19 protein-coding genes are annotated in these 26,199 nt (G+C 69.7%); 11 read left to right on the top strand and 8 right to left on the bottom strand.

The genetic code is table 11. The annotated features are described in order from the left end of the window. Window positions 1-531 precede the first annotated feature (531 nt). Both ACXAFN_RS04475 and ACXAFN_RS04470 read right to left on the bottom strand, forming a co-directional pair. Window positions 532-1,443, bottom strand: a complete 912-nt coding sequence (locus ACXAFN_RS04475) for a LysR substrate-binding domain-containing protein (RefSeq protein WP_474986548.1) — start codon at window positions 1,441-1,443, stop codon at window positions 532-534. A 97-nt stretch (window positions 1,444-1,540) separates the two neighbouring features. Then, window positions 1,541-2,014, bottom strand: coding sequence for an Lrp/AsnC family transcriptional regulator (locus ACXAFN_RS04470; RefSeq protein WP_474986546.1), 474 nt, complete (start codon window positions 2,012-2,014; stop codon window positions 1,541-1,543). A gap of 134 nt (window positions 2,015-2,148) precedes the next feature. Here ACXAFN_RS04470 and kynU point away from each other — a divergent pair, with 134 nt between their 5' ends. From kynU to ACXAFN_RS04455, 3 genes are all read left to right on the top strand, one after another. Further along, the gene (kynU, locus tag ACXAFN_RS04465) at window positions 2,149-3,378 is read left to right on the top strand and encodes a kynureninase (RefSeq protein WP_474986544.1); all 1,230 of its coding nucleotides are present in this window, start codon (window positions 2,149-2,151) and stop codon (window positions 3,376-3,378) included. A 29-nt stretch (window positions 3,379-3,407) separates the two neighbouring features. Further along, window positions 3,408-4,169, top strand: a complete 762-nt coding sequence (locus tag ACXAFN_RS04460; RefSeq protein ID WP_474986543.1) for an alpha/beta hydrolase — start codon at window positions 3,408-3,410, stop codon at window positions 4,167-4,169. Window positions 4,170-4,235: 66 nt separating this feature from the next. Continuing rightward, the gene (locus tag ACXAFN_RS04455; protein ID WP_474986541.1) at window positions 4,236-5,579 is read left to right on the top strand and encodes a sodium-dependent transporter; all 1,344 of its coding nucleotides are present in this window, start codon (window positions 4,236-4,238) and stop codon (window positions 5,577-5,579) included. A gap of 80 nt (window positions 5,580-5,659) precedes the next feature. On the opposite strand, the gene ACXAFN_RS04450 is transcribed toward ACXAFN_RS04455, so the two are convergent. Both ACXAFN_RS04450 and ACXAFN_RS04445 read right to left on the bottom strand, forming a co-directional pair. Continuing rightward, window positions 5,660-5,788: a putative transporter small subunit gene (locus tag ACXAFN_RS04450; protein WP_474986539.1), complete on the bottom strand. Its 129-nt coding sequence runs from the start codon at window positions 5,786-5,788 to the stop codon at window positions 5,660-5,662. A gap of 62 nt (window positions 5,789-5,850) precedes the next feature. Then, window positions 5,851-7,554, bottom strand: coding sequence for a sodium:solute symporter family protein (locus tag ACXAFN_RS04445; RefSeq protein WP_474986537.1), 1,704 nt, complete (start codon window positions 7,552-7,554; stop codon window positions 5,851-5,853). Between the two features lie 565 nt (window positions 7,555-8,119). Here ACXAFN_RS04445 and ACXAFN_RS04440 point away from each other — a divergent pair. The 6 genes from ACXAFN_RS04440 to ACXAFN_RS04415 all read left to right on the top strand — a co-directional run bounded on the left by ACXAFN_RS04440 (window position 8,120) and on the right by ACXAFN_RS04415 (window position 18,668). Next, window positions 8,120-9,442, top strand: coding sequence for a DUF2252 domain-containing protein (locus ACXAFN_RS04440; protein WP_474986536.1), 1,323 nt, complete (start codon window positions 8,120-8,122; stop codon window positions 9,440-9,442). A 64-nt stretch (window positions 9,443-9,506) separates the two neighbouring features. Then, complete coding sequence (locus tag ACXAFN_RS04435; protein ID WP_474986534.1) at window positions 9,507-10,997, top strand: glutamate-cysteine ligase family protein; 1,491 nt, start codon at window positions 9,507-9,509, stop codon at window positions 10,995-10,997. Next, a complete protein-coding gene (locus ACXAFN_RS04430; RefSeq protein WP_474986532.1) occupies window positions 10,998-12,023 on the top strand; it encodes a M14 family metallopeptidase in 1,026 nt (341 codons plus the stop codon). A gap of 97 nt (window positions 12,024-12,120) precedes the next feature. Beyond that, window positions 12,121-13,770 carry a Glu/Leu/Phe/Val dehydrogenase dimerization domain-containing protein gene (locus tag ACXAFN_RS04425; protein ID WP_474986531.1) on the top strand — a complete coding sequence of 550 codons (1,650 nt, stop codon included), beginning with the start codon at window positions 12,121-12,123 and terminating at the stop codon, window positions 13,768-13,770. Window positions 13,771-13,792: 22 nt separating this feature from the next. Then, window positions 13,793-17,119: a response regulator gene (locus ACXAFN_RS04420; protein WP_474986529.1), complete on the top strand. Its 3,327-nt coding sequence runs from the start codon at window positions 13,793-13,795 to the stop codon at window positions 17,117-17,119. Between the two features lie 70 nt (window positions 17,120-17,189). Beyond that, window positions 17,190-18,668, top strand: coding sequence for a protein adenylyltransferase SelO (locus ACXAFN_RS04415; protein ID WP_474986527.1), 1,479 nt, complete (start codon window positions 17,190-17,192; stop codon window positions 18,666-18,668). A gap of 112 nt (window positions 18,669-18,780) precedes the next feature. Here ACXAFN_RS04415 and katG read toward each other — a convergent pair whose 3' ends face one another. The 3 genes from katG to ACXAFN_RS04400 all read right to left on the bottom strand — a co-directional run bounded on the left by katG (window position 18,781) and on the right by ACXAFN_RS04400 (window position 22,982). Then, on the bottom strand, window positions 18,781-20,958 hold the full coding sequence (gene katG / locus ACXAFN_RS04410) for a catalase/peroxidase HPI (protein ID WP_474986526.1): 2,178 nt from the start codon (window positions 20,956-20,958) through the stop codon (window positions 18,781-18,783). A gap of 225 nt (window positions 20,959-21,183) precedes the next feature. Next, window positions 21,184-21,993, bottom strand: coding sequence for an SH3 domain-containing protein (locus ACXAFN_RS04405; RefSeq protein WP_474986524.1), 810 nt, complete (start codon window positions 21,991-21,993; stop codon window positions 21,184-21,186). Next, the gene (locus tag ACXAFN_RS04400; protein WP_474986522.1) at window positions 21,990-22,982 is read right to left on the bottom strand and encodes a LysR family transcriptional regulator; all 993 of its coding nucleotides are present in this window, start codon (window positions 22,980-22,982) and stop codon (window positions 21,990-21,992) included. The genes ACXAFN_RS04405 and ACXAFN_RS04400 overlap by 4 nt, the downstream gene beginning before the upstream one ends. Window positions 22,983-23,214: 232 nt before the next feature. Here ACXAFN_RS04400 and ACXAFN_RS04395 point away from each other — a divergent pair, with 232 nt between their 5' ends. Beyond that, window positions 23,215-24,714: a CoA-acylating methylmalonate-semialdehyde dehydrogenase gene (locus tag ACXAFN_RS04395; protein ID WP_474986520.1), complete on the top strand. Its 1,500-nt coding sequence runs from the start codon at window positions 23,215-23,217 to the stop codon at window positions 24,712-24,714. 149 nt (window positions 24,715-24,863) lie between these two features. Continuing rightward, window positions 24,864-25,451 carry a peroxidase-related enzyme gene (locus tag ACXAFN_RS04390; protein ID WP_474986518.1) on the top strand — a complete coding sequence of 196 codons (588 nt, stop codon included), beginning with the start codon at window positions 24,864-24,866 and terminating at the stop codon, window positions 25,449-25,451. 47 nt (window positions 25,452-25,498) lie between these two features. On the opposite strand, the gene ACXAFN_RS04385 is transcribed toward ACXAFN_RS04390, so the two are convergent. Further along, window positions 25,499-26,170 carry a hypothetical protein gene (locus tag ACXAFN_RS04385; RefSeq protein ID WP_474986516.1) on the bottom strand — a complete coding sequence of 224 codons (672 nt, stop codon included), beginning with the start codon at window positions 26,168-26,170 and terminating at the stop codon, window positions 25,499-25,501. Window positions 26,171-26,199 lie beyond the last annotated feature (29 nt).

Below are 26,199 nucleotides of genomic sequence, written 5' to 3'. Positions count from 1 at the left end.
CTCTCGGCCGGGTTCGGCCAGCGATTTGTTGATCTTGTTGTTCCCGCCCCGGTGGGGCTCGGCGCGGGGATGCCAGTGTCGTCAGGCCTGCGGGACGGCCTGACTCCATCGTTATTCTTTTATGAAACCTTGTTTTTTATCTGGTCCAGGGAAATTAAGCAGCCGGGCTCGCGGGGAGTCAAACGTCAGTCGGCGGCATTGATAGACGGCTAACGGATGATTTCCCGCTCGCTCAAGGCGGCGACGAGACCGGCCGTCGACCGCCCTTCGGGGACATGCATTGGAGTGAAAATCCGCTTGTCGCGGGCACTTGCGGGCGAACCATGGCGGCGCCGGTTTCGCTGCCTGGGGCGCCTCGGGTAGGGCGGGCATGGCGACGCGGAGCGTCTCAGGTGTTCCCCATTAGTTGTCACTGCGGAAAAAGTGTCGCTATCTAGTCAACGCGTGACGGCGCCGAAAGGCATGACGGCCTTGCCGAACGCCTTCCCTGGACGTCATGCGTGGCCGGTGGGGTGTCGGGGAGATGGCGGTTCAGCGCGACGTCAGCGGCGAGGCGGGGCGCATGTGGTGGGCGAACAGCTCCGCCATGGGGCGCGCCGCGGCGCTCAGCGGCACGCCGCGCAGGGTCAGGATGCCCAGCGTCATCGGTGGCGCGGGCGGCAGGTGGGCGAAGCGCTGCATGCCGGTGTTGTAGATCGGATCCTCGAACAGCGGGCTGGGGCCGAAGCCGATCAGGTCGGTGCGCCGCGTCAGTTCGAGCATCAGGGTCGGCGAGGTGCTCAGCACCGGGTTGTCCGGCGGTGTCAGCCCGGTCCGCGCCAGCCAGTCGAGCAGGTACTGGCCGGTGCTGCCATGGGTGAGGTTGAGCACCCAGCGGGCGCCTTCCAGTTCGGACCAGTCACGGGCCTCGGCGAGCGGGTGCCCGACCCGGCCGACCACGCAGGCGGTGATCTTGCCCAGCGGCTGGAAGGTCACCTCCGGTGGCAGGTGATCGGGGTCGGTGATCACCACCGCGAAATCGATGCTGCCCTCGTGGAGGGCGGGGATGGCGCTGGTCATCATGCCCTCGATCAGCGTCAGGCGGGCGTCCGGCTGGCGGCGTTCGAAGTCGCGCAGCACCTGGGGCAGCACCGTGACCGCAATGGTCGGGGTGATGGCCACGGTGAGCTTGGCCCCGGCACCGCCGCGCAGCAGGCGGATCTCGTCGCGGGCCGTGTCCAGGGTCGAGAGCACCAGGCGGGCCCGCACCAGCAGGGCGTTGCCGGCGGGGGTGAATTCCACGCCCTTGTAGCTGCGGGTGAGCAGCTCGGCGCCCACGTCCTCCTCCAGCTCGCGCAGCGCCTTGGTCAGTGCGCTGGGGCTGAGATGCATGGCCCGGGCCGCCGCACGAATCGAGCCGCTGTCGGCGACCTGGACCAGGGCCTTGAGCTGGTGATCCTTCATGGTGTTAACCCATGGTTGCCATGATGGGAATTATCATTGTCGACGCAATCACCGACGGTGGCCAGTCGTGGCCCGGCCACGGTTGGGTTCAGGCCCCTTACGGGCCGGCGGCGATCTTCAGCGCTCCGCCGCTCTTGAGCGACTCCATGGCCACCTGGGTGGCGACGTCGTGGAGGCCGTCGAGCGGGCTCACCGCCTCGGCGAGGAAGGTCGACAGCGCACCCAGGCTCTCGACCACGACCTTGAGCAGGAAGTCATGATTGCCGGTGACGGTATGGCACTCGGTGACCTCGTCGCGGGCCAGCAGCGCCGCCACGGCCTCGCGGGGGTGGTGCATGCGCGACTTGTCCATGGAGATGAAGATGAAGGCGGTTACCGCAAGCCCCAGGGCGGGCGGGTCCAGCCGCAGCGAGTAGCCTTGGATGATCCCTTCGCGCTCCAGTCGCGCCAGTCGCCGCGAACACTGACTGGGGGAGAGGCTGACCGCCTCGGAGAGGGCGCCGAGGGTGAGGCGGGCGTCGCGCTGCAGGGCCTGCAGTAGCTTCAGGTCGAAGCGATCGAGTGATGTCATTTGTCGTTTTTCTCTATTTAGTGCAAAAGCCTTGCACATAAGGTGCTGTCGAGCGCATAAGAACGCAACCCTGCGTCATCTGTCTCCCCCTAGAATGTTCCCAGGCGATTCCCTTTCCTTTCCGGAGACCCGACATGAGCGTGAGCCTGGAACGCGTCCGCGAGCTCGACCGCCAGGATCCCCTGGCCGACTTCAAATGCCGCTTCGCCCTGCCCGAGGGCGTCCTTTATCTCGACGGCAACTCCCTCGGTGCCCAGCCGACGGCGGCCCGGGAGGCGGTGGACGGAACCCTGGACCAGTGGCGCGACGAGCTGATCAAGGGCTGGAACCAGGGCTGGTTCGACGCCCCCGAGCGCCTCGGCGACCTGATGGCGCCCATCATCGGCGCCGGCGACGGCGAGGTGGTGGTCACCGACAACATCACGCTCAATCTCTTCAAGCTGCTGGGCTACATCACCGGGCAGCGCGGCGACGGACGCCGCGTGGTGCTCAGCGAGGGCGGCAACTTCCCCACCGACGGCTATATCGCCCAGGGCTTCTGCCGGGTCAGCGGTCACGAGCATCGTTTCCTGCCCGAGGGCGCCGAGCTCGACGCGCACCTGGACGGCGTGGCGGTGGTGGTGCTGAGCCAGGTCAACTACCGCACCGGGCGGCTGCGCGACATGGCGGCCACCACCCGGCTGGTGCACGACCACGGCGCCGAGGTGATCTGGGATCTGGCCCACTCGGCGGGGGCGCTGCCGGTGGACCTCGACGGCTGCGGCGCGCGCTATGCGGTGGGCTGCACCTACAAGTACCTCAACGGCGGCCCCGGGGCCCCGGCCTTCCTGTACGTCCATCGCGACCACCAGGCCGGCGGCTGGCAGCCGCTCTCCGGTTGGCACGGCCACGCCGCCCCCTTCGCTTTCGAGGCCGACTATGCGCCGGCAGGGGACATCAGGCACTTTCGTACCGGCACTCACTCGGCGTTGATCTACGGCGCCCTGGAGGCCTCGCTGTCGATGTGGGCCGAGGTCGACCTGCAGGCCCTGCGCGACAAGAGCCTGGCGATGAGCGAGCTGTTCCGCGAGTGCCTGGCTGACCTGTTCGAGGCCCACGGTATCGAGGATCTCACCCCGCCCGCCGAGGCGCGTGGCAGCCAGGTCTCGCTGGTGGACACCGAGCACGGCTACGCCATCGTCCAGGCGCTGATCGCCCGAGGGGTGATCGGCGACTACCGCGAGCCGGGGCTGATGCGCTTCGGGTTCACGCCGCTCTACCTGAGCTATGAGGACGCCTGGCGGGCGGCGCGGCATTTCCGCGAGGTGGTCGAGAGCGGCGAGTACCGGGAGCCGCGCTTCCGGGTGCGCGGCGCGGTGACCTGAAGTCAGGGATAGCAAGGAGAGCGGATGTCATGACCGACCAGGCCCTGGACCACGCCTACTCGCCGAGCCGCTTCGCCCGCGACGTCGAGGCCACCCTGGCGCGCCAGGCCGCCGCGGGCCGCGAACTGGCGGCGCGCCTGCGCCCTCTGGAGCTGGCCGGCGGCGACGATCCCGCGGCCCGCCTGAGCCTGTTCGTGCCTGCGGGCGAAGGCCCCTGGCCCTTGATGGCGTTCATCCACGGCGGCTACTGGCAGGAACTGGATCACACCGCCACCGACTTCCTGGCCGAGCGCTACCTGGCCTGCGGCATGGCCTTCGCTTCCCTGGGCTATGGCCTGGCCCCGGCGACCTCGATCGAGGCCATGGTCGCGCAGTGCGACCTGGGGCTGGCGGCGGCCCGCGCCGCCCTCGTCGAGCGTGGCGGCGTCGGGCCCGTGACCCTCGGCGGCCACAGCGCCGGCGCTCAGCTGGCCTGCCGAGTGGCCAGCGAGGGCAAGACGAGCGTCGACGCGCTGCTGCTGGTCAGCGGCGTCTTCGATCTGACCCCGCTGGTCGACACCTACGTCAACGCACCGCTGGGCCTCGACCGGGCGCGGGCCCGGTCGCTGAGCCCGCTGTTCGGCGATCTTTCGGCGCTGCCGCCCGCCCGGGTGGTGATCGCCGCGCACGACCCGCCGGCCTTCCGCCGCCAGGGCCGCGACTTCGTGGCCGCGCTGCGCGCCGCCGGCCGCCAGACGGCCTTCGTCGACCTGCCGGGCTGCGATCACTTCGACATTCTCGACCACCTCTAGTCCGCTGCCGGCGGCCACTACAACAACAGCGGAGTCGTGAAGCGACTCCCTTGGGATCCTATCGTCATGAATACAACAAGAGCACAGTTTTCCTCCCGCTTCGGCTTCCTGATGGCCGCGGCCGGTGCCGCCGTGGGGCTCGGCAATGTCTGGAGTTTCCCGTCCATGGCCGCCAACAACGGCGGCGGCGCCTTCCTGCTGCTGTACTTGGTGATGGCCTTCGTGCTGGCTTATCCGGCGCTGATGGCCGAGCTGACCTTGGGACGCTATGCCCAGAGCGGCATCATCACCGCCATGTCACGGGTCGGTGGTGACGGCGGCGCGGGGCGACTGGGCGCGGCCATCGGCGGGTTGGCGATCCTCACCGCCTGTCTCGGCCAGGCCTTCTACGCCATCGTCACCGGCTGGCTGATCGGCGACACCCTGACCCCGCTGCTCGACCTGCTGGGCCTCGAAACCTGGGCCGTGCGGCTCGATGACGCCGGCTTCTGGAAGGACTGGGGGTTGGCCAGCCTGGCCATGCTGGTGACGATCGGCGTGGTGCTGGCCGGCGTCAACAAGGGCATCGAGCGCTGGTCCAAGCGCCTGATGCCGCTGCTGATCGTGCTGATGCTGGCGCTGATCGCGGTGGTCATGACCCTGCCCGGGGCCATCAGTGGGCTCGCCGCCTACCTGGTGCCGGACGTCTCGCGGGTCACCGGACAGCTGGTGATGGATGCCATGGGCCAGGCCTTCTTCTCGCTGTCCATCGGCGTTGGCGCCATGGTGATCTACGGCTCCTACCTGAGCCGCGAGGCCAGTCTGCCGAAGACCGGCGCCCAGGTGATGTTCATCGACATGGGCGTGGCCTTCATCGCCGGGCTGCTGATCGTGCCCTCGATGTTCGTGGCCGACGAGCTGGGGGTGGACATCTTCGATGCCGACGGTCAACTGCAGAGCTCCTCGACCCTGCTGTTCGACGTCATGCCGGCGATGTTTTCCCAGTTGGGAGGCCTGGGGGCCGGCCTCGAGGTACTGTTCTTCGCCCTGCTGGCGATCGCCGCCCTGACGTCGATGTTCCCGGTGCTGGAGGTGCCGGTGGCGACCATCGTCGAGACCGGCCGGTTCTCGCGGCGTGGGGCGACCCTGCTGATGGGCGGGGTGATCTTCGCGATCTCCACGCTGATCCTGGTGCATTTCGAGACGCTGTTCGGCTGGGCGATCACCGTCACCATCAACTACAACATGCCGCTGATCGGCGCCCTGGTATGCCTCTACGTGGGCTGGCTGCTGTCGCGCAACGCCAAGCTGCAGGAGTTGCGGCGCGGGGCGCCGGAGATCGAGGACTCCCTGTTCTGGAAGCTGTGGCCCTGGTACATCCGCTTCGTGTGCCCGGTGTTGCCCATCGTCGTGTTGGTCAACGGCCTGTAGCGTTGGGGACGGCTACACGAGCACCTGCCACCATCGTGGGGGGCGACCCGCCCAATGCAGGCGGAGCGGGTCGTATCACCTCACACCAGCTCGCGCTGCTCCCCTCGGGCCTCGCGGCGGTCGCGCAGCACGGCGCGGCAGATCAGCACCAGTACGCCCAGGGTCAAGGCCGGCCATATCAGGACGTAAAGGGTAAAAAGCGTGGTCATGATCGAACTCCTGTCGAGGAGCGCCAGCGCAGCGTGCGGGCGCTCCGATAGGTGGAAAGGTATCAGCGCTGGGCGGCGAGAGAGATGCCCTCGGACCGCTCTTCGGTGGTGACGGAGACCGAGTCGGCAGAATGGTCGTCGTAGTCACCGACCCGCTCACGGATGCTGTTGAAGTCGAAACGCTCCTGGCGGCTGACCAGGCTCATCACTACGCATACCAGGGTGCTGGTGCCATAGGCCGTCAGGGAGGCCAGCAATACCGTGTAGTCGCGCAGGAAGTCGGTGGCGAACACCAGCATTGCCACCAGCGCCAGGGTCCCCGCGATGAAGCCGGCCACGCGGCCGAGGAAGCCGAACACCATCAAGCCGATGATGATGCCGCCACCGATGCTGGCCAGGAGCTCGAACAGCAGGCCCGTGGCGCCGGCCAGCGGCAGCCATTCGAAGCGAGCCAGGCAGAACATCGCCATGGCGACGATCACCGAGGTGGTGAAGGCGGCGTTGGTGACGCGATTCCAGAAGCAGCTGGCAATGACCGGGAACACGATGGCCCCCCACAAGGCGCCGACGAAGACCAGCATGACGAGGATATCCAGCGAGAAGCTCGCGAAGATGATGCCGACGGCGGTCGCCGTGATCATGGTCAGGCGGCCGACCAGCAGCATGCGCTGTGGGTCGGCCTTGCCGCGAGCGATATTCTTGCCGTAGACATCGGCCATCATGATGGCCGAGAGGGCGGAGAGATCGGAATCGGCGGTGGACGATAGGGAGCCGATCACCAGGATGAAGAACAGCGCGATAAAGATCGGCGGCAGGTAGCCGGACACCATCTGGGGAATCAGGTTGTTCATGTCGCCGTTCAGCGGCTCGATGCCCAGCGTCAACGCCATCAAGCCGATCATGCCAAGGCCGATGACGATGGCGCCGTAGCCCACCGTGGCGGTCAGGAAGGTCGGCTTTATGTGGTCTTCGTTGACGGCGAACAGGCGCTGGGAAATGGTCTGATTGCCGATGGCATAGGCCAGTACGGCGACGAAGAAGGGAGCTCCCTGGTTGAGGATGGCCTCCATGGAAAAGAAGTTGGCCTGTTCGGCTGTCAGGTTGTCGAGACCGGCCACCAGTTCGCTCGGCCCGCCCATGGCGAAGAAGACGGCGGGGATGATCAGGACGGCGATAGCCATCAGCGCCACCAGCTGGGCGAAGTCGGTCAGCACCGAGGCGCGAAAGCCCGACCACAGCGTGTACAGCAGCACGCCGACGCCGGCGATGATCACCCCGGCCTGGAACGACAGCGGCGAGAGCACCGCGACCAGGGCGCCGGCGGCGGTGAAGTTGACCATCAGGCTGATCACGCTGCCGAGGATGTTGGAGAGCGCCAGGATCAGCTGGCTGGAGGACCCGTGACGCGCGTGGATCAGCTCGCCCAGGGTATGGGCGTTGGGCGCCAGACGGCGGAAACGGCGACCGAACGGATAGATGAACAGGATCATCAGGGCGCCCCATAGCCCGTAGTGGATCGGACCCGAGACCCCGTAGGTGTAACCGGAGGTAGCGGCGGCATAGAAGGAAGCGGCCCAGATCCAGGTGGCGGTCATGCTGGCCGCGCCGATGCCGAACCCGACCCGGTGATTGGAGACCATGAAGGCGTCGGCATCCTCCTTCTTCTTGCGAATGCTCAGGGTCAGCAGGTAGGTGCCGCCGTAGAAGGCGAGCATCAGCAGGATCACCGTCAACGTCGAGAATTGATGGAGTGAGGCGTTATTCAAGGACAGTTCCTTTGTGGGGGACACGAAGGCGCACAACGACTGCCGAGCGGGCGCGGCAGTGCGAGCGCGATGGGAGGACGCTGGGCGAGGCACGCACGACCATGGGCGCCGGGCCTGATCGGGTCAGGGGCGGGAGTCGGGTCGGCTGGCGGTCGCTCGGCGGCGGATAGCCGCGGGCAGCGTCGTTAGCTGGGGAGGAAGAGCGTGGGTGGCGGGCGGCGCGGCATGCATCGGCCCGCTTCGGCATAGTGGGGCGACATGGATTCCCTCTCTATCGATGGCGTCGGCGACGGACAGTCGAAAGTGCTGGCGATCCCGTCTGCAACAGGGCAGGACTCGTGGGTCCCTGGCAGGACCTTTCCGGGCCGGGCCGGCCCAGGATGCGTAACCCTACTGGCAAGATGCGAAAAAGTCCAACCGGTGCCGAGCGTGTGGGCAACGCCCGGCAGTGTCTGGAAAAATACCGAACGGGTATCTCGTGGTCGGGCTTGCCGGCGATCGCCAGGCTTGCTTGACTGACGGGGCCGCGGGACTGCGGCCCTCGTCTGCTACCGGGAGTTCATGCATGTCGCCACCCCTGACGCGCCATAACCGCCCCCGCCAGGTGCTCGATGCCATCGACGCCGCCAACGCGAGCCTTTCCGAGGCCGACCGCGCCGCCAAGTACGCCAAGCTGGCCGAGTCGCCGTACCGCTTCTTTCGCGGTACCAACCACCTCTACTGGGACGACGTCTGGCACGACTGGCGCTTCGCCCTCTACGGCGGGTTGCCGGAGACCCAGACCTGGCTGCAGGGCGACGCCCACGTCTACAACTTCGGCGCCTACGGTCACCACGACGATGCCGTGCGCTACGGCATGGACGACTTCGACGACGCCCTGGTCGGCGACTACCAGTACGACCTGTGGCGGCTGGCCATCAGCCTGGTGCTGGACGCCCGGGAGAACGCCGGGCTGTCGCCCAAGGGCATCGGCAAGGCGCTGGCCACGCTGCTCGAGGCCTACTTGGACGAGCTGGACGACCACGCCGAGGGCGAGGCGCCCGATGCCGTGACCCTGGCGACCGCCAAGGGGCCGCTGGGCCCCTTCCTGGAGAAGGTGGCGCGCAAGGAGAGCCGGGCCAAGATGCTCGACAAGTGGACCACGCTCGGCGACGACGGCCGGCGCTTGGCCGTCGAGGAGCGCCCGGCGAAGCTGGGCCGGCTGCCGGCCCACCTGGCCAGCCAGCTGCGCAAGGCCGTCGAGGGCGAGTACCGCGACACCCTGCGCGGCGCTCGCGCCGAGGCCGAGGAGGATCACTTCCGGGTCAAGGACATGGCGCGGCGCCTCGATGCCGGCACCGGCTCGCTGGGGCTCGACCGCTACTATGTGCTGATAGAGGGCGGGCGCGACCACGCCCACGACGATGTCATCCTCGACGTCAAGCAGCAGACCCCGCCCGAGGGCTGGCGGCTGATGAATGCCGCCGAGAAGCGCGACTGGCGCCGTGCCTTTGCCCACGAGGGCGCCCGCCACGCCGCGGCCTTCGCCGCCATCGCCGAGCATCCGGATGTCTACCTGGGCTGGCTGCACCTGGGCGAGGCGGTGTTCTCGGTGCGCGAGCGCTCGCCCTTCAAGGAAGACTTCCCGACCCACAAGCTCGACGGCGACAAGCCCTACCGCAAGCTGGCCAAGCAGTGGGGGCGGATTCTCGCCCGCGAGCACCTGCGCGGCGCCCGAGCGCTGCATGCCGACGACCCCGGGCGATTCGCCCGGGCGGTGGGGGAGCGGATCGAAGGGGGCCGGGACCACTTCATCGACATGACGACGACCCTGGCGCTGAGCTATGCCGACTGCGTGAGCCTGGACCATCACACCTTCGTCGAGGCCCGGGAGGCGCCGACGGAATAGGCCTGGGTCCCGACGGGCGCCTAGACTGACACCATCGGCGGCCACTTTCCCCGGAGGGGTGGCGATGGGGGCGATCATCGACCGCGAGGCCTTCTCCGCGTCGGACTACCAGCGCTTCGGCAAGCGCCTGCGCGAGAGCCTCGATATCCTGCGCGAGCGGCTAGACGCGCCGGGCTTCGGCGTGGATGCGCCGACCCTGGGCGCCGAGCTTGAGGCCTACATCGTCGACGAGGGCGGGGACGTCGCGCTGCTCAACCAGGCCTTGCTCGAGCGCCTGGGGGATCCCCAGCTGCAGCTGGAGCTCAACCGCTTCAACATCGAATACAACCTGGCCCCGCTGCCCCTGGCGGGGGCGCCCCTGCATGCCCTGGAGGCCCAGCTCGGCGAGGCCCTGGCGCGCCTCGAGGCGGTCGCCACGCCCCTCGGCGCCCATGTGGTGCCGATCGGCATCCTGCCCACCCTGCGCCGCCGCGACCTGGGCGAACACGCCATGAGCGAGCTGCCGCGCTACCGCGCCCTGGAACAGGGCATCAGGCGCCTGCGCGGCGAGGACTTCCGCGTGGCGATTCGCGGTGAGGAGGAGCGGGTGCGGGTCTCCAGCGCCCATGTGGTGCTGGAGGGAGCCAACACCTCCCTGCAGCTGCACCTGCGGGTCGACCCCGAGCGCTTCGCCGATACCTTCAACGCCGCCCAGCTGGTCACGCCCCTGGTGCTGGCGCTGGCCGCCAACTCGCCGCTGTTCCTGCAGCGTCGCCTGTGGGACGAGACCCGCATCGCGCTGTTTCGGCAGGCGGTGGAATGCCGGCCGGGCGGCGTCCGCTGGCGCCAGCCGGGTCGGGTGGGCTTCGGCCAGGGCTGGGTGCGCGAGGGCGCCTGGGAGCTGTTCGCCGAGGCGGTGTCGCTGCATCCGCCGCTGCTGCCACTGTGCGCCGAGGCGCACCCCGCAGACTGTTCGCCGGGCAGCACGGCGCCGGGGCTGGCGGAGCTGCGCCTGCACATGGGTACCGTCTGGCCCTGGAACCGGGCCGTCTACGATCCCGTCGGCGACGGCCACCTGAGGGTCGAGATGCGCGCCCTGCCGGCGGGGCCGACCCCGCTGGACATGGCGGCCAACGCGGCCCTGCTGCTGGGCCTGGTGGCGGCCCTGCGCGACGAGATCGCGCCCTGCCTGTCGGCGATGCCGTTCCGCCATGCCGAGCACAACTTCTACCGTGCCGCCCGGGACGGCCTCTCGGCCACCCTGCTGTGGCCACATCCGCGCCATCACCGGCTGGAGGAGGTGCCGGTGACGGCCCTGCTCGAGCGCCTGCTGCCCGAGGCCAGTCGCGGCCTGCGCGCGCTGGGCGTGGGCTCCGCCGATGCCCGGCGCTACCTGGCGGTGATCGGCGAGCGGCTCGAGGCCCGCACCAGCGGCGCCCGCTGGCAGCGGCGGGTCCTGGCCCAGTGCGAGGCGCGGGGGCTCGGCCGTCTGGCGGCCTGCCGGCGCCTGCTGGGGGCCTATCGCGCCGGCGTGGCGGGCGGAGAACCGGTGGCCCGCTGGGCGGAGGAGGGCTGAATGGGCGCGCTCGAGTTGCCCGTGATTCGCGACCCCGGTGTCGCGCACCCGGACGTCGCGGCCTGGCTGCAGGCCCTGGGCGGCCCGGCGTGGCTGATCCTCGAGGGTGAGGACACCCGGCGCTGCCGGGCGGTCACCACCCTGCTGCACGGCAACGAGCCGTCCGGGGTGCTGGCGCTGCATCGCTGGCTGATGGACGGGCCGCGGCCCCGTACTCGTCTGGCGGTGCTGCTGGCCAACGTGGGCGGGGCCCTGAGCCATCCCGTCTTCACCCATCGCCATGCCCCGGACGGTCGCGACCTCAACCGCTGCTTCCGGCCGCCCTTCGAGGGGCCGTCCGGGGCCCTGGCCCGGGCGATCGCCCATGACCTGGCGGCGCTGGCCCCGGAGGTCGTGGTCGACCTGCACAACACCTCGGGCAACGGTCCGGCCTTCGCCGTCGCCACCCGCCGGCATCCGCTCATCGAGGCGCTGGCCGGTCGCTTCTGCGAGCGGCTGATCGTCACCGACCTGCGGCTCGGCAGCCTGATGGAGCTGCCCCACGAGATGCCCGCGCTGGCCGAGTGCCCGGTGTTCACCCTGGAGTGCGGTGGCGCCCTGCAGCCCGCGGCCCGTGAGGTCGCCGAGGCGCTGTTGCGCTTGCTCGCCGAGTGTCCCGAGCCGGCCTCCCTGCCGCCGTCCCCGGGCCTCGAGGTGCTCGTCCATCCGCTGCGCGTCGAGCTGCGCCCGGGGACCTGCGTCGTCTACGCCCGGGAGCGACGGCCCGGCGTCGACCTGACGCTGTGGGCGCGCATCGACGAGCACAATCGCGGTGTGACCTCGCCGGCGGCGCGCCTCGGCTGGCTGGGCGAGCGGGGACTGGCCTGCCTGACCGCCCGCGACGGCCAGGGGCGCGAGCGGCTGGCCGAGCTGCTCGAGGCGCGGGACGGCCGGCTGCATGCCCGGCGGCCGCTGCGGCTGTTCATGGCCACCACCAACAGCGAGATCGCCCGCAGCGACTGCCTGTTCTATGCGGTGCCCGCGTAGTTCGACTGTGGCCTACGCTGATAGCAACCCCGCCCGTGCCTCGAGGTCGACATCGGCCGCCGCGGCCGGGCACACGACGATTCGGGAGGGCTCGATCATGCAGGATTCCCCGGTGAGGCTGTTGCTGATCGAGGACAACCCCATGCACCGCAAGCTGATCATGAAGCTGCTCGGCGATGATCCCCAGCTGCGCTGCGAGGTCGAGGCGGTGGGCAACCTGGCCGACGGCCTGACCCGGCTGGTCAAGCAGGGCGTGGACCTGGTGCTGCTGGACCTGGTGCTGCCCGACAGCGAGGAGCTGGAGACCCTGTTCCGGGTACGGCTGGTGGCGCCCCAGGTGCCGGTGGTGGTGCTCACCAGCCTCGACGACGTCAAGCTGGCGGCCCGGGCCGTGGAGTCCGGCGCCTACGACTACCTGGTGAAGTCGCACCTCAAGAGCGTGTCGCTCGGCCGGGCGATCCGCTACACCCTGTCGCGGGCCCGGGCGCGAGGCGGCGAGTGGGACTCGCCGATGTTCCGCCTGGCCCAGCAGCAGTTCCTCAAGGCCGCCCAGTACATGGGGCTGGACGACAACTTGCGCCAGCGCCTGCTGTTTCCCCAGCGCACCCAGATGGTCAGTTTCCCGTTCTTCCGCGACGACCGCCACCAGGTGGAGACGGTGTTCGGCTACCGGGTCCAGCACCTGCTCTCCATGGGGCCGACCAAGGGCGGCATTCGCTACCACGAGGACGTCGACCTGGGCGAAGTGGCGGCGCTGGCCATGTGGATGACCTGGAAGTGCGCGCTGATGAAGCTGCCCTTCGGCGGCGCCAAGGGCGGCGTGCGGGTCGATCCCACCACCCTCAGCGACCGCGAGCTGCAGCGCCTGACGCGACGCTACACCACCGAGATCATCGACATCATCGGCCCCGACAAGGACATCCCGGCGCCGGATCTGGGCACCGACGAGCGGGTCATGGCCTGGCTGATGGACACCTACAGCCAGCAGGTCGGCCACAGCGTACCGGCGGTGGTCACCGGCAAGCCGGTGGTGCTGGGCGGCTCCCTGGGGCGCAAGGAGGCCACCGGCCGAGGGCTGGTCACCCTGATCGAGGCCTCGGCCCGCCACCTGGGGTTCGAGCTCGACGGCGCCAGCGCGGTGGTGCAGGGCTTCGGCAACGTGGGTAGCCACGCGGCGCGCTTCCTCGCCGAGCGCGGGGTGCGGATCGTCGGCGTCGGCGATGCCTCCACCGCGCTGCACGACGAGGCCGGGCTCTCGGTGGAGGCGCTGATCGCCCATGTCGACGAGCATCGTCGCCTGGAGGGCTTTCCCGCGCCGGAGATCGTCGACCGCGACGAGCTGCTGGAGCTCGACTGCGACATCCTGGTGCTGGCCGCGTTGCAGAACCAGGTCACGGTGGAGAACGCCGGGCGGCTGGAGTGCCGGCTGCTCGCCGAGGGCGCCAACGGCCCGACCACGCTCGAAGCCGACGACATCCTCCAGGAGCGCGGCATCTTCGTGCTGCCCGATATCCTCGGCAATGCCGGCGGCGTCACGGTGTCCTACTTCGAGTGGGTGCAGGGCATGCAGAACCTGATGTGGACCCGCGACGAGGTCCACCAGCGCCTGCAGGCGATCCTGCTGGACGCCTTCGAGCGCACCCTGGCCCGGGCCGAGGCCCAGCACCTCGACATGCGCACCGCGGCGCTGATCGAGGGCGTCAGCCGGGTCACCGAGGCCAAGCTGCTGCGCGGCGTCTTTCCGTGAGCCGCCGGGGCGGGGAGGGGCGATGAACGACGACGCCCGCCAGCGGACCGACCAGGCGCTGCGCGAGAGCGAGCGCCGCCTGGCGACGCTGATGTCCAACCTGCCGGGGATGGCCTATCGCGGTCGCAATGACCGTGACTACTCCATGACCTTCCTCAGCGAAGGCTGTCGCGAGTTGACCGGCTACACGCCGGACGACCTGATCGGTGGCCGGCCCCACTACGCCGAGCTCGTGCACCCGGACGACAACGAGGACCTGTGGCGGGACGTCCAGGCGGCGATGGCGGCCCGCCGGCCGTTCCGCGTCGAGTACCGCCTTCGTCTCCGGGGCGGCGAGACGAAATGGGTCTGGGAGCAGGGGCGTGGGGTGTTCGACGAGGCCGGCGAGCTCCAGGCCATCGAGGGCTTCATCACCGATATCACCGAGCAGCGCCGGGCTCGGCGCGCCCTGGCGACCCAGGTGGAGGCCACCCGCGCCGAGCGGGCCCGGGCCGAGGCGGCGCATCGCCAGCTGGTCGAGGCCCTGGAGGCCATCTCCGAGGGCTTCACCCTCTACGACGCCGAGGATCGCCTGGTGGCCTTCAATCGCCGTTTCCGCGACGACTGCTCCGGCGTCCCGGAGATGATCCGGGTCGGCATGCGCTTCGAGGACCTGATCCGCACCGTGGCCGAGCGGGGCGTCATCCTCACCGGCGAGCGTTCGGTGGAGGCGTGGATCGCCTGGCGCCTCGCCCAACGCCGCGACCCCGGGCCGCCCTTCAAGCTCGAGCGCGGCGACGGGCGGCGGCTGCGGATCAGCGAGCGACGCACCCGCGACGGCGGGGTGGTGGCCATCTATGCCGACATCACCGAGCTGGAGACCCAGCGCGAGCGCCTCGAGGACCAGGTGCGGCTGACCGAGCAGGCTCGCCACCAGCTCACCGAGGCGCTGGAGTCGATCGCCGAGGGCTTCGCGATCTTCGACGCCGAGGATCGCCTGGTGCTCTACAACTCGCGCTTCCAGGAGCACTTCGTCACCCCGCGGGACGTGGTCGAGCCCGGGTTGCGCTTCGAGGACCTGCTGCGGGCCGTGGTCGCCCGGGGCATGACCCCACGCGACTATGCCAGCGGCGAGCAGTACGTCGCCGAGCGCCTCGCCCAGCACCGCGAGCCGGTCGGCCCCTACCAGTTCACCCGCAGCGATGGCGTGTGCGTCCAGGTCAGCGAGCACCGCACCCGCGACGGCGATCATGTCGCCGTCTACTCCGACATCACCGAGCTCGAGCGACACCGGCATCGCCTGGAGGAGCTGGTCACCGAGCGCACCGCCGAGCTGCAGACCACCACCGAGGCGTTGCGCCGCTCCCAGGACGAGCTGCGCCGCGCCCGGGACCAGGCGGAGCGGGCCAGCCAGGCCAAGGGCGAGTTCCTGGCCAACATGAGCCACGAGATCCGCACGCCGATGAACGGCGTGATCGGGGTGGCCGAGCTGCTCGAGCGCACCGAGCTCAGCGAGCAGCAGGCCGAGTACGTGGCGCTGATCCAGAAGTCCGCCGATACCCTGCTGGGGCTGATCAACAACATCCTCGACTTCTCCAAGATCGAGGCGGGCCGCCTCGAGCTCGAGGCCACGCCCCTGGCGCTGCGCGACACCCTGAGCGATACCCTCCAGACCCTGTCGCTGCATGCCGCCGACAAGGGCCTGGAGCTGGCGGTGCATATCCCGCCCGAGGTGCCGGACCGGGTGCTGGGCGATCCCGTGCGGCTGCGCCAGGTGGTGGTCAACCTGGTCGGCAACGCCATCAAGTTCACCGAGCGCGGCGAGGTGGTGGTCGACCTGCGGCTGGTCGCCCGCGAAGCGGGGCGGATCCGGCTGGGCGTCGAGATCCGCGACACCGGCATCGGCATTCCGCCGGCCAAGCGGCGCCGGATCTTCGAGGCCTTCGGCCAGGCCGACAGCTCTACTACCCGCCAGAGCGGTGGCACCGGCCTGGGGCTGTCGATCGCCGCCCAGCTGGTGGAGATGATGGGCGGCCATATCGAGGTCGACGCCGGGCCGGGCGGGCAGGGCAGTCGCTTCGTCTTCGAGCTCGACCTGGCGCTGCCCGAGCACGATGACGAGGCGGCGGTCTCGCCGAGCGGCCTGCAGGGGCTCGCCGTGCTGGTGGTGGACGACAACGCCACCAACCGTCGCATCCTCGACGAGATCCTGGCCGGCTGGGGCATGCGTCCGCTATGCGTGGAGAGCGGTCGCGAGGCCCTGGCGGCCCTGGCCCGGGCCGAGCAGGCAGGGGAATGCTTCCCGCTGGCGCTGCTCGACATGATGATGCCGCACATGGATGGCCTGACGCTGGCCGCGCGCATCCGCGCCCATCCCTCCCATGCCGCGATGCCGATCCTGATGCTGTCCTCCGGCGGGCGTTCCGGGGACGTGACCCGGCGGCGCCGGCTGGGCATCGCCCGGCTGCTGCTCAAGCCGCTCAAGCAGTCCGAGCTGCTCGATGCCATCGGCGAGGCCCTGGGCGGGCAGGGCCTGGCCAGGCGGGACAGCGGGCCGGCGCCGATAGCGGCGGTGACACCGCGGCGGGTGTTGCTGGTCGAGGACGGGCGCATCAATCAGCGGGTCGCCTGCGACCTGCTGCGCCAGCGCGGTCATGAGGTGGTGCTGGCCGAGAACGGCCGCCAGGCCGTCGAGGCCGTGGCCCGGGAGGCCTTCGCGATGGTGCTGATGGACATCCACATGCCGGTGATGGACGGCCTGCAGGCCGCCCGCGCGATCCGCGACGCCGGTCATCGCCTGCCGATCGTCGCCATGACCGCCAGCGCCACCCGCGAGGATCGCGAGCGCTGCCTGGCGGCCGGCATGGACGATTTCGTCTCCAAGCCGTTTCGGGCCGCCGAGCTCTACTCGGCGGTCGAGCGCCCGGCGACGGGCGAGGGCGGTGGGGAAGATGCCGCCTCGGGCGCGTCGATCACCGCGGCGGTGGCGGGCGGCGTCGAGCCGTCGGACGAGGACGAGACCGCGCCTTGCCTGGACTGGGCCGGGGCGCTCGATGCCCTGGAGGGCAACCGCACGATGCTCGTCGAGATGGTCGCGATGTTCCGCGACGAGGGCCCGCGGCTGCTCGAGGACATCGATGCCGCCCTGGCCGCCGGCGAGGCCCGTGCGCTGCGCCGCGCCGCCCACACCCTCAAGGGCTCGGCGCGGGTGGTGGGCGGACTGGCCGTCGGCGAGGCCGCCCGGCGGCTGGAGGCGCTGGCCAAGGCCGGCGAGCTGGCGCAGGCCGCGTCGGCCCGGGATGGGCTGGCGCGTCGCCTGGACGCGCTGATGCCGGCCCTGGAGGCGGCATGCCGCGACGCGGACGGGTGAAACGCCGGGAATCTTGGTCGACCCCCGACTGTCCCTGTAGGGTGAGCGTGCCCAACCATGAGGAGGCGCCATGTTTCCCCCCTTTACCCTGCGCTATGTGCGTTTCCCCGACCGGCTGCGCGCCGAATGCCTGCCGACCCCGGTCGAGCGGCCGCGGCTGGTGGCCTTCAATCGGCCCCTGGCCGAGGAGCTGGGCTTCGATCTCGCGGCCTTCGACGCCGAGCGGGCCGCCGAAGCGCTGTCCGGCAACGTCGTGCCCGAGGGCGCCGAACCCGTGGCCATGGCCTACGCCGGCCACCAGTTCGGCAACTTCGTGCCCCAGCTCGGCGACGGCCGGGCGCTGCTGCTGGGCGAGGTCAGCGACCGGGCGGGGCGGGTGCGCGACCTCCAGCTCAAGGGCAGCGGGCGCACGCCCTTCTCCCGGGGCGGCGACGGCCGGGCGCCACTGGGGCCGGTGCTGCGCGAGTACCTGGTCAGCGAGGCCATGCATGCCCTCGGCGTGCCCACCACCCGGGCACTGGCCGCGGTGACCAGCGGTGAGCGAGTGTTCCGGCGCATCCCCGAGCCCGGCGCGGTGCTGACCCGGGTGGCCGCCAGCCACCTGCGCGTGGGCACCTTCCAGTACTTCGCCGCCCGCCGCGATACCGAGGCCCTGCGGCTGCTGGCCGACGAGGCGATCGAGCGCCATTATCCTCACCTCGCCGAGCGCGAGGGCGGCGAGCGCTGCCTGGGCCTGCTCGAGGCGGTGGTGTCGGCTCAGGCCGAGCTGGTGGCCCGCTGGATGGGGCTCGGCTTCATCCACGGGGTGATGAACACCGACAACGCCGCCATCTCCGGCGAGACCATCGACTACGGGCCCTGCGCCTTCATGGACGCCTACGACCCGCGCACCGTGTTCAGCTCCATCGACGAGCGCGGCCGCTACGCCTACGTCAACCAGCCGGCCATCGCCCAGTGGAACCTGGCGCGCTTCGCCGAGACGCTGCTGGCGCTGATCGACGACGATACCGATCGCGCCATCGAGCGCGCCACGGCGGCGATCGAGGCCTTCACCGAGCGCTTCGAGGCCGCTCGGCTCGGCGTGATGCGCGCCAAGCTGGGGCTCGAGATGGCGGAGGAGGGCGACGCCGAGCTGGTCGAGGCGCTGCTGGCGGCGATGCACGCCGGCCGCGCCGACTTCACCCTGACCTTCCGTCGCCTGGCCGACGCCTTGGAGGGCCCGGAGGGCGAAGCGCGCCTGGCCGAGCCGTTCGCCGACCGCGAGGCGCTGGACGCCTGGCTGCCGCGCTGGCGCGAGCGGCTGGCTCGAGAAAACGCCGACGCCGCCGAGCTGGCGCGGCGCCTGCGCGCCACCAACCCGGCGGTGATTCCCCGCAACCATCGCGTCGAACAGGCCATCGTCGCGGCCGCCGAGGACGACGACTTCGGCCCCTTCGAGGCGCTGCTGGCGGCGATCACCCGGCCCTTCGAGGAGCCCCACGGCGAGGTCGACTACCTGTGCCCGCCCCGCGACGACGAGAAGGTGCTGCGGACCTTCTGCGGTACCTGAGCGACCGGCCATACGACACCGCCGCGCCGACCCTCGGGTCGGCGCGGCGGTGTTTGGCGAGTAGGAAAAGAGGGCCCCGCCACCGCGAACGGCGGCGGGGCCCGGCGGCCGATCAGGCCAGGTCGAAGCGGTCGGCGTTCATCACCTTGGTCCAGGCGGCCACGAAGTCGTCGACGAACTTCGCCTCGTTGTCGTCCTGGGCGTAGACCTCCGCGTAGGCGCGCAGGATGGAGTTGGAGCCGAACACCAGGTCGATGCGGCTGGCGGTCCACTTCACCTGGTCGCTCTTGCGGTCGCGGATCTCGTAGATCCCGTTGCCGGCGGACTTCCAGGAATTGGCCATGTCGGTCAGGTTGACGAAGAAGTCGTTGGTCAACTGACCCTCACGGCTGGTCAGCACGCCGTGCTTGGTACCGCCGTGGTTGGTGCCCAGGGCCCGCATGCCGCCGATCAGCACGGTCATCTCGGGGGCGGTGAGGCCCATCAGCTGGGCGCGGTCGAGCAGCAGCTCCTCGGGCTTGACCACGTAATCCTGCTTCTGCCAGTTGCGGAAGCCGTCCGCCAGCGGCTCCATCGGCTCGAAGGACTCGGCATCGGTCATCTCGTCGCTGGCGTCGCCGCGACCCGGCGAGAACGGCACCAGGATGTCGTGGCCGGCGGCCCGGGCCGCCCGCTCGATGCCCACGCTGCCGCCCAGCACGATCAGGTCGGCCAGGCTGGCACCGGTGTCGGCGGCGATGCCCTCGTAGACCTTCAGCACCTTGTTCAGGCGCTCGGGCTCGTTGCCGGGCCAGTCCTTCTGCGGGGCCAGGCGGATGTGCGCGCCGTTGGCGCCGCCGCGCATGTCGGAGCCGCGATAGGTGCGCGCGCTGTCCCAGGCGGTGGCGACCATCTCGGCGACGGAGAGCCCGCTCTCGGCGATCTTCCGCTTGGCGACCTCGACCGAGTAGTGGGTATTGCCGGCCGGCACCGGGTCCTGCCAGATCAGGTCCTCGTCCGGCACTTCCGGGCCGATGTAGCGGGCTTTCGGCCCCATGTCGCGGTGGGTCAGCTTGAACCAGGCGCGGGCGAAGCAGTCCTCGAAGTAAGCGGGATCCTGACGGAAGCGTTCGATGATTTCCCGGTAGGCGGGGTCCATCTTCATCGCCATGTCGGCGTCGGTCATCATCGGGTTATGGCGAATCGACGGGTCGCTGGCGTCGACCGGCTTGTCCTCCTCCTTGATGTCGACGGGTTCCCACTGGTTGGCGCCGGCGGGGCTCTTGCGCACCTCCCACTCGTGGTCGAGCAGCATGTCGAAGTAGCCCATGTCGAACTTGGTCGGGTACTTGGTCCAGGCCCCCTCGAGGCCGGAAGTCACCGCGTTGGTGGCCTTACCGTGCATGTTGGGGTTTCGCCAGCCCATGCCCTGTTCCTCGACGCCGGCCGCTTCGGGCTCCGGCCCGAGGGCATCGGCGTCGCCGTTGCCGTGGGTCTTGCCGACGGTGTGGCCGCCGGCGGTCAGGGCGGCGGTTTCCTCGTCGTTCATCGCCATGCGCTTGAAGGTCTCGCGCACCTGCTCGGCGGTCTTGAGCGGGTCCGGGTTGCCGTTGACGCCCTCCGGGTTCACGTAGATCAGGCCCATCTGCACCGCGGCCAGCGGGTTCTCCATGGTCTCGGGCTGGTCGACGTTCTCGTAGCGTTCGTCCGAGGGCGCCAGCCATTCCTTCTCGGCGCCCCAGTAGGTGTCCTTCTCGGGATGCCAGATGTCCTCGCGGCCGAAGGAGAAGCCGAAGGTCTTCAGGCCCATGCTCTCGTAGGCGGCGTTGCCGGCGAGGATGATCAGGTCGGCCCAGCTGATCTTGTTGCCGTACTTCTTCTTGATCGGCCACAGCAGGCGACGCGCCTTGTCCAGGCTGACGTTGTCCGGCCAGCTGTTGAGCGGGGCGAAGCGCTGGTTGCCGGTGCCGCCGCCGCCGCGACCGTCGGCGATGCGGTAGGAGCCGGCCGCGTGCCAGGCCATGCGGATCATCAGGCCGCCGTAATGCCCCCAGTCGGCGGGCCACCACTCCTGGCTGTCGGTCATCAGGGCGTGCATGTCCTTCCTGAGCGCTTCGAAGTCGAGCTTCCTGACTTCCTGGCGATAGTCGAAGTCCTCGCCCATCGGGTCGGTCTTGCGGTCGTGCTGGTGAAGGATGTCGAGGTTAAGCGCTTCCGGCCACCAGTCCATGTTGGAGTGGCCGGTGGCGGTATTGCCGCCGTGCATCACCGGGCACTTGCCTGCATTGCCTTGCTGCGTTGCGTCACCCATCTCGTCTTTCTCCTTCATCGCGTGGTCGTGAGCTGCTGCGGATGTCATCGCATGAGCCTTCCCTGGCTCGTCTCGCTGGCCGACGCCTGTCGCTCGACCCGGGGATCTCCATCCTCTTGTTTTCAGCTTAGTGATGAGGGTCGAGACTTCCATTGTTCTTTCTCGAAGGCGTCGATAGCCCTCCTTTATCGTGAATCGTGCATACAGCCGTGGCCGGCGCGCCGATCATTCTCGACCGGGCGGCATTCGAGCGCGCATGCCGGCCGCGACGAGCCGGTAGAGCAGGTACAGGAAGCCCAGCGGGAACAGGATCGTCTGGGTGAGGAAGATCATGGTCAGGTCGATGACGCGGTCGGTGAGCGCATCGAAGCGTTCCGTCATGCCTTCCACGGGGTTGTCCACCAGGCTGCCGACGCGATCGGTCAGGCCTTCCCACCAGCCCTTGTCCTCGGCCTCGCCCCGGGCGAGGCGTTGCTCGGCGAGCGTCTCCAGGCGCTCCTGGCTGCTGCGCAGCTCGGTCATGGCCTGCTGACGCGGCGTCTCCAGAAAGGCCTGCTCGGCCATCCCGCTGGCCAGGGCGACGGCGACCACGGCGAAGCGCAGGAAGGCGCACACCAGCACGCCTCGCAGCGCCGCACGCCGCCAGCGCGGCGCGTCGACGATCAGCGTGGTCGCGGCGACCAGGCAGGCCAGGCTGAGCAGGCCCTTGATGAGGGCGCTCGAGGAGATGCCGAGCAGCAGCTTCTGCAGCGCCAGCGATCCCGAGGCGGCGAACATCACCCAGGAGAAGCGCTCGATCATGTCGTTGGCCGGATCCAGCGCCTCGCCGACCGAGAGCTGGAAGACCTGGAAGTCCAGGGTCGAGGACTGCAGTACCGAGATGCTGGCGTTGAGCCCCTTGGCGATGGCGAAGGCCGAGAAGGCATCGCCGAGGGCGGCGTCGAGGGTCTCGGTGGCCAGGCTGCGGGGCAGCTCCAGCCAGGCCAGGGCGGCAAGCAGCAGCAGCGCCGCCGGCCACAGCGAGCGTCGTGTCATGTCGGCTCCGTGGGGGCCTCGAGGGCCCCGGTGGGCGAGGAGGGTTCGGCGGCGGGGATCACCAGCTCGCCGCGTCGTTCGCCCATCAGCAGGTCGCGGTTGGCCTCGACGGCCTCGCGCAGGAAGTCCCACAGCAGGCGGACCCGGGACAGCCGTCGCTGTTCCTGGCGGGTGGTGATCCAGAACTGGCGCACCACCTCCACCTCGTCGTCGAGCACGGCGACCAGGTCGTCGTCGGGTTCGGCCATGAAGCAGGGCAGGATCGCCAGGCCCGCGCCCTGGCGAACGGCACGGTACTGGGCGGTGACGCTGGTGCTGCGGATGCCGAAGTGGGGCGTGGCCTCGACCCGGCCCGGGGCGAGCAGCGGATCCAGGTAGTGCAGCTGGTCGCTGAAGATCAGGTCGTCGACGTAGCCGATCAGCCGGTGCCGGCCCAGCTCGGCGAGCCGTTCGGGGGTGCCGTGGCGGGCCAGGTAGTCGCGGCTGGCGTAGAGGCGCAGCCGGTAGTCGCACAGCCGCGAGGTCACCAGGCCGGCGCTGCCGGGGCGTTCCACGGTGATCGCCAGGTCGGCCTCGTGGCGGCTGAGGTTGACCACCCGCGGCAGGGCCAGCAGGTCCAGGGTCAGGCGGGGGTGGCGCTCGCCGAACCCCGCCAGCAGCGGGGTGATCACCCAGGTGCCGAAGCCCTCGGTGACGCCGAGGCGGATCTGACCGCTGAGCTGGCGGTTCTGATCGCTGAGCGTCTCCAGGGCCTCGTTGGCATGCCGGGCCATCTCCTCGGCGTGGGCGAGCAGCCGCTGGCCGGCCTCGGTCAGCCGGTAGCCGTGGGTGCTGCGCTCGAACAGCTGGGCGTTGAGCCGCTGCTCGAAGCGGCGGGTGCGCCGGGACAGGGTGGAGTGGTCGACGCCCAGGCGTCGGGCGGCCTCGGTGAGGCGCTCGGTGTGCGCCACCTCGAGGAACAGCTGGATGTCCTGCCAGTCGAGGATCACGGGGCGTCTCCGGTCGAACTGCTTGTGCATAATGGCACAAGCAATGTGCGCGCCTGGCGGTTGCCTGTCAATTCGCCTCCTTCCTACACTCGAAACACCCGCTTTCGGCGAGATGGCCTTGTCGATATGCACATAAGGTCGAATATCGGATAACAACCACAATGCCCGGGTCTATAGGAGGAGGGTGGCACCCCGAGCCATCCCTTCCAGGGCCCGCCAAGGAGCCGCTACCATGACTGTTCGAGAGATCCCGCTGTACATCGATGGCCAGGCCGTGCCGTCCCAGAGCCAGGAGTGGCGCGACGTGGTCAACCCGGCCACCCAAGAGGTGGTCGCCCGGGTGCCGTTCTGCACCGTGGAGGAGGTCGACCGGGCCGTGGCCAGCGCCCAGGCCGCCTTCCGTGAGTGGCGCAAGACGCCGCTGGCCAAGCGCCAGCGCATCATGCTCAAGCTGCAGGCGCTGATCCGCGAGCACACCGAGGAACTGGCCGCGCTGATCACCGAGGAACACGGCAAGACCCTGCCCGATGCCGCCGGCGAGGTGGGCCGCGGCCTGGAGGTGGTGGAACACGCCTGCTCGATCACCTCGCTGCAGCTCGGCGAGCTGGCCGAGAACGCCGCCACCGAGGTCGACGTCTACACCCTCAACCAGCCGCTGGGCGTGGGCGCCGGGATCACCGCCTTCAACTTCCCGATCATGCTGCCCTGCTTCATGTTCCCGCTGGCCATCGCCACCGGCAACGCCTTCGTGCTCAAGCCCTCCGAGCAGGATCCCAGCTCCACCATGCGCCTGGTCGAGTTGGCCCATGAGGCCGGCGTGCCGGCCGGGGTGCTCAACGTGGTCCACGGCGGCCCGGACGTGGCCAATCGCCTCTGCGACCATCCGGACATCAAGGCGGTGTCGTTCATCGGCTCGACCCACGTGGGCACCCAGCTCTATCGCCGCGCCTCCGAGGCCGGCAAGCGCGCCCAGGCGATGATGGGCGCCAAGAACCACTGCGTGGTGATGCCCGATGCCAACCGCAGCCAGGCCATCAACAACCTGCTCGGCTCGGCCTTCGGCGCCGCCGGCCAGCGCTGCATGGCCAACTCCGTGGTGGTGCTGGTGGGCGAGGCCCGGGCGTGGCTCGACGACCTGGCCGAGGCCGCCCGCCACATGAAGGTCGGCCCCGGCACCCAGCGCGACGCCGACCTCGGCCCGCTGGTGTCGCCGGCCGCCAAGGCGCGGGTGGAAGACCTGATCGCCACCGGCGAGCGAGAGGGCGCCAGGCTGCTGGTCGACGGCCGCGGCTGCCAGGTGGAGGGCTACCCGAACGGCAACTTCGTCGGCCCGACCCTGTTCGGCGACGTGACCGCCGAGATGACCATCTACCGCGAGGAGATCTTCGGCCCGGTGCTGTGCGTGGTGAGCGTCGAGACGCTCGACGAGGCGATCGCATTCGTCAACGCCAACCCCAACGGCAACGGCACCTCGATCTTCACCAACTCCGGCTGGGTGGCGCGGCGCTTCGAGACCGAGATCGACGTCGGCCAGGTGGGCATCAACGTGCCGATCCCGGTGCCGGTGGCCTACTTCAGCTTCACCGGCTCGCGGGCCTCCAAGCTCGGCGACCTGGGCCCCAACGGCAAGCAGGCGATCGCCTTCTGGACCCAGACCAAGACGATCACCGCTCGCTGGTTCGAACCGGAGAACGTCTCCAGCGGTATCAACAGCACTATCTCGCTGAGCTGATCGAGATTCGTTCCCGGCCACCGGCGGCCCCGTCTCGTGAGAGGCGGGGCCGCCGTCGTCGTAGGCCACGAAAGGCGAGTGGAAATTAGCTTGACGTTGACGTTAACTGAAGTCTGTCGCCCGTCACGATCATCGCTCCAGGAGCCACCATGACCGCCCCGATCAGCCGCTTCCCCGTGCCCGAGTCCCTCGATGACCTGCCCGATGATATCCGCGAGGCCATCCTGGCGGTACAGGAGAAGGCCGGCTTCGTGCCCAACGTCTTCCTGATGCTGGCCCACCGGCCGGCGGAGTTCCGGGCCTTCTTCGCCTATCACGACGCCCTGATGGAGCGCGAGTCCGATACGCTCACCAAGGCCGAGAAGGAAATGATCGCGGTGGCCACCAGCGCTCGCAATCGCTGCCTCTACTGCGTGGTAGCCCACGGCGCCCTGGTGCGCATCTACAGCAAGGACCCGCTGCTGGCCGACCAGGTGGCCATCAATCACCGTACCGCGCCGATCATTGAGCGGCACCGGGTGATGCTCGACTTCGCCCTGTACTGCGGCCTGGAGGTCGGCGAGCTCACCGACGAATGGGAGACGCGCCTGACGGCGGCCGGCTTCACCCGGGAAGACATCTGGGACATCGGCGCCGTCGCCGCCTTCTTCGGCCTCTCCAACCGCCTGGTGACCCTCACCGCCACCCCGCCCAACGACGAGTTCTACCTGATGGGCCGGGTGCCGCGGGAGGGGTGAGGGCCGCGGTAAAGGGGGGACGTCGCGTCAGCGCGGGTCGAGCGGCGCTAGACGCCGCACTCCTCCAGCAGCTGGGCCACCGGCTCCAACTGGCTCTCGTGCAGCAGCAGCACGCTCTCGCCGGGCTCCCCGTCGGCGGGCAGGGTCACGGCGAACTCGCCTTCCTCGAGATGGAACTCGTGGACCTGTCGGGTGCCGTCCGGCGTCTCGCAGCGGATCGCGCGGTAGGCGTCGTCCTCGCCGTAGGTCAGGCGGTGATAGACCTTGAAGAAGGTATAGAGCGACAGGCCCCAGGGGAAGGCCGGCCAGCGTGCGGGATTGTCGCGGGTCTCGGCGTCGACCTCGAGGTCGTTCGCCTGGGCGGCGGCGATCGCCGTGGCCAGCGGCTCGGCGAGTAGCGAGTCGGCATCCTCGGGCAGCGGCGCCAGGGCCTCGCTGGCCCGCCGATAGCGCTCGGCCACGGCCCGGTAGTCCGCCAGGTCGCCCAGGCGGTGGTCGCCGTGGCGCAGGTCCGCCGGGGCGCAGCCGCCGTTCTCCCAGCCGTGGATCACCCGCAGCGTCAGGCGCCCCTCGCGCATCGGCGTCGCCAGCAGGGCCTGCAGGGCCACGCGCAGGTGGAGCAGGCGTTCGCCGACATGATTGTCGAAGGCGCTGTAGGGATCGGCGAAGATCCGGTGCAGGCACCCTGGGGCATGTTCCTTGGCTTCGGTGAATGGCATGGCAGGCTTCCGGCGTGTGGGACGTTCGA

This window comes from Halomonas sp. ABH4_019 (assembly GCF_056159885.1).
The sequence above is the reverse complement of the archived record's forward strand: the minus strand, read 5'-3'. Positions and strand labels throughout refer to the sequence as shown.

Coding starts and splice junctions, on each gene's coding strand:
- ACXAFN_RS04440 (WP_474986536.1), top strand. CDS start 8,120: ATGTCGCCACCCCTGACGCGCCATAACCGCCCCCGCCAGGTGCTCGAT.
- katG (WP_474986526.1), bottom strand. CDS start 20,958: ATGGGTGACGCAACGCAGCAAGGCAATGCAGGCAAGTGCCCGGTGATG.
- ACXAFN_RS04450 (WP_474986539.1), bottom strand. CDS start 5,788: ATGACCACGCTTTTTACCCTTTACGTCCTGATATGGCCGGCCTTGACC.
- ACXAFN_RS04430 (WP_474986532.1), top strand. CDS start 10,998: ATGGGCGCGCTCGAGTTGCCCGTGATTCGCGACCCCGGTGTCGCGCAC.
- ACXAFN_RS04405 (WP_474986524.1), bottom strand. CDS start 21,993: ATGACACGACGCTCGCTGTGGCCGGCGGCGCTGCTGCTGCTTGCCGCC.
- ACXAFN_RS04435 (WP_474986534.1), top strand. CDS start 9,507: ATGGGGGCGATCATCGACCGCGAGGCCTTCTCCGCGTCGGACTACCAG.
- ACXAFN_RS04415 (WP_474986527.1), top strand. CDS start 17,190: ATGTTTCCCCCCTTTACCCTGCGCTATGTGCGTTTCCCCGACCGGCTG.
- ACXAFN_RS04475 (WP_474986548.1), bottom strand. CDS start 1,443: ATGAAGGATCACCAGCTCAAGGCCCTGGTCCAGGTCGCCGACAGCGGC.
- ACXAFN_RS04390 (WP_474986518.1), top strand. CDS start 24,864: ATGACCGCCCCGATCAGCCGCTTCCCCGTGCCCGAGTCCCTCGATGAC.
- ACXAFN_RS04455 (WP_474986541.1), top strand. CDS start 4,236: ATGAATACAACAAGAGCACAGTTTTCCTCCCGCTTCGGCTTCCTGATG.
- ACXAFN_RS04470 (WP_474986546.1), bottom strand. CDS start 2,014: ATGACATCACTCGATCGCTTCGACCTGAAGCTACTGCAGGCCCTGCAG.
- ACXAFN_RS04460 (WP_474986543.1), top strand. CDS start 3,408: ATGACCGACCAGGCCCTGGACCACGCCTACTCGCCGAGCCGCTTCGCC.
- ACXAFN_RS04420 (WP_474986529.1), top strand. CDS start 13,793: ATGAACGACGACGCCCGCCAGCGGACCGACCAGGCGCTGCGCGAGAGC.
- ACXAFN_RS04385 (WP_474986516.1), bottom strand. CDS start 26,170: ATGCCATTCACCGAAGCCAAGGAACATGCCCCAGGGTGCCTGCACCGG.
- ACXAFN_RS04395 (WP_474986520.1), top strand. CDS start 23,215: ATGACTGTTCGAGAGATCCCGCTGTACATCGATGGCCAGGCCGTGCCG.
- kynU (WP_474986544.1), top strand. CDS start 2,149: ATGAGCGTGAGCCTGGAACGCGTCCGCGAGCTCGACCGCCAGGATCCC.
- ACXAFN_RS04425 (WP_474986531.1), top strand. CDS start 12,121: ATGCAGGATTCCCCGGTGAGGCTGTTGCTGATCGAGGACAACCCCATG.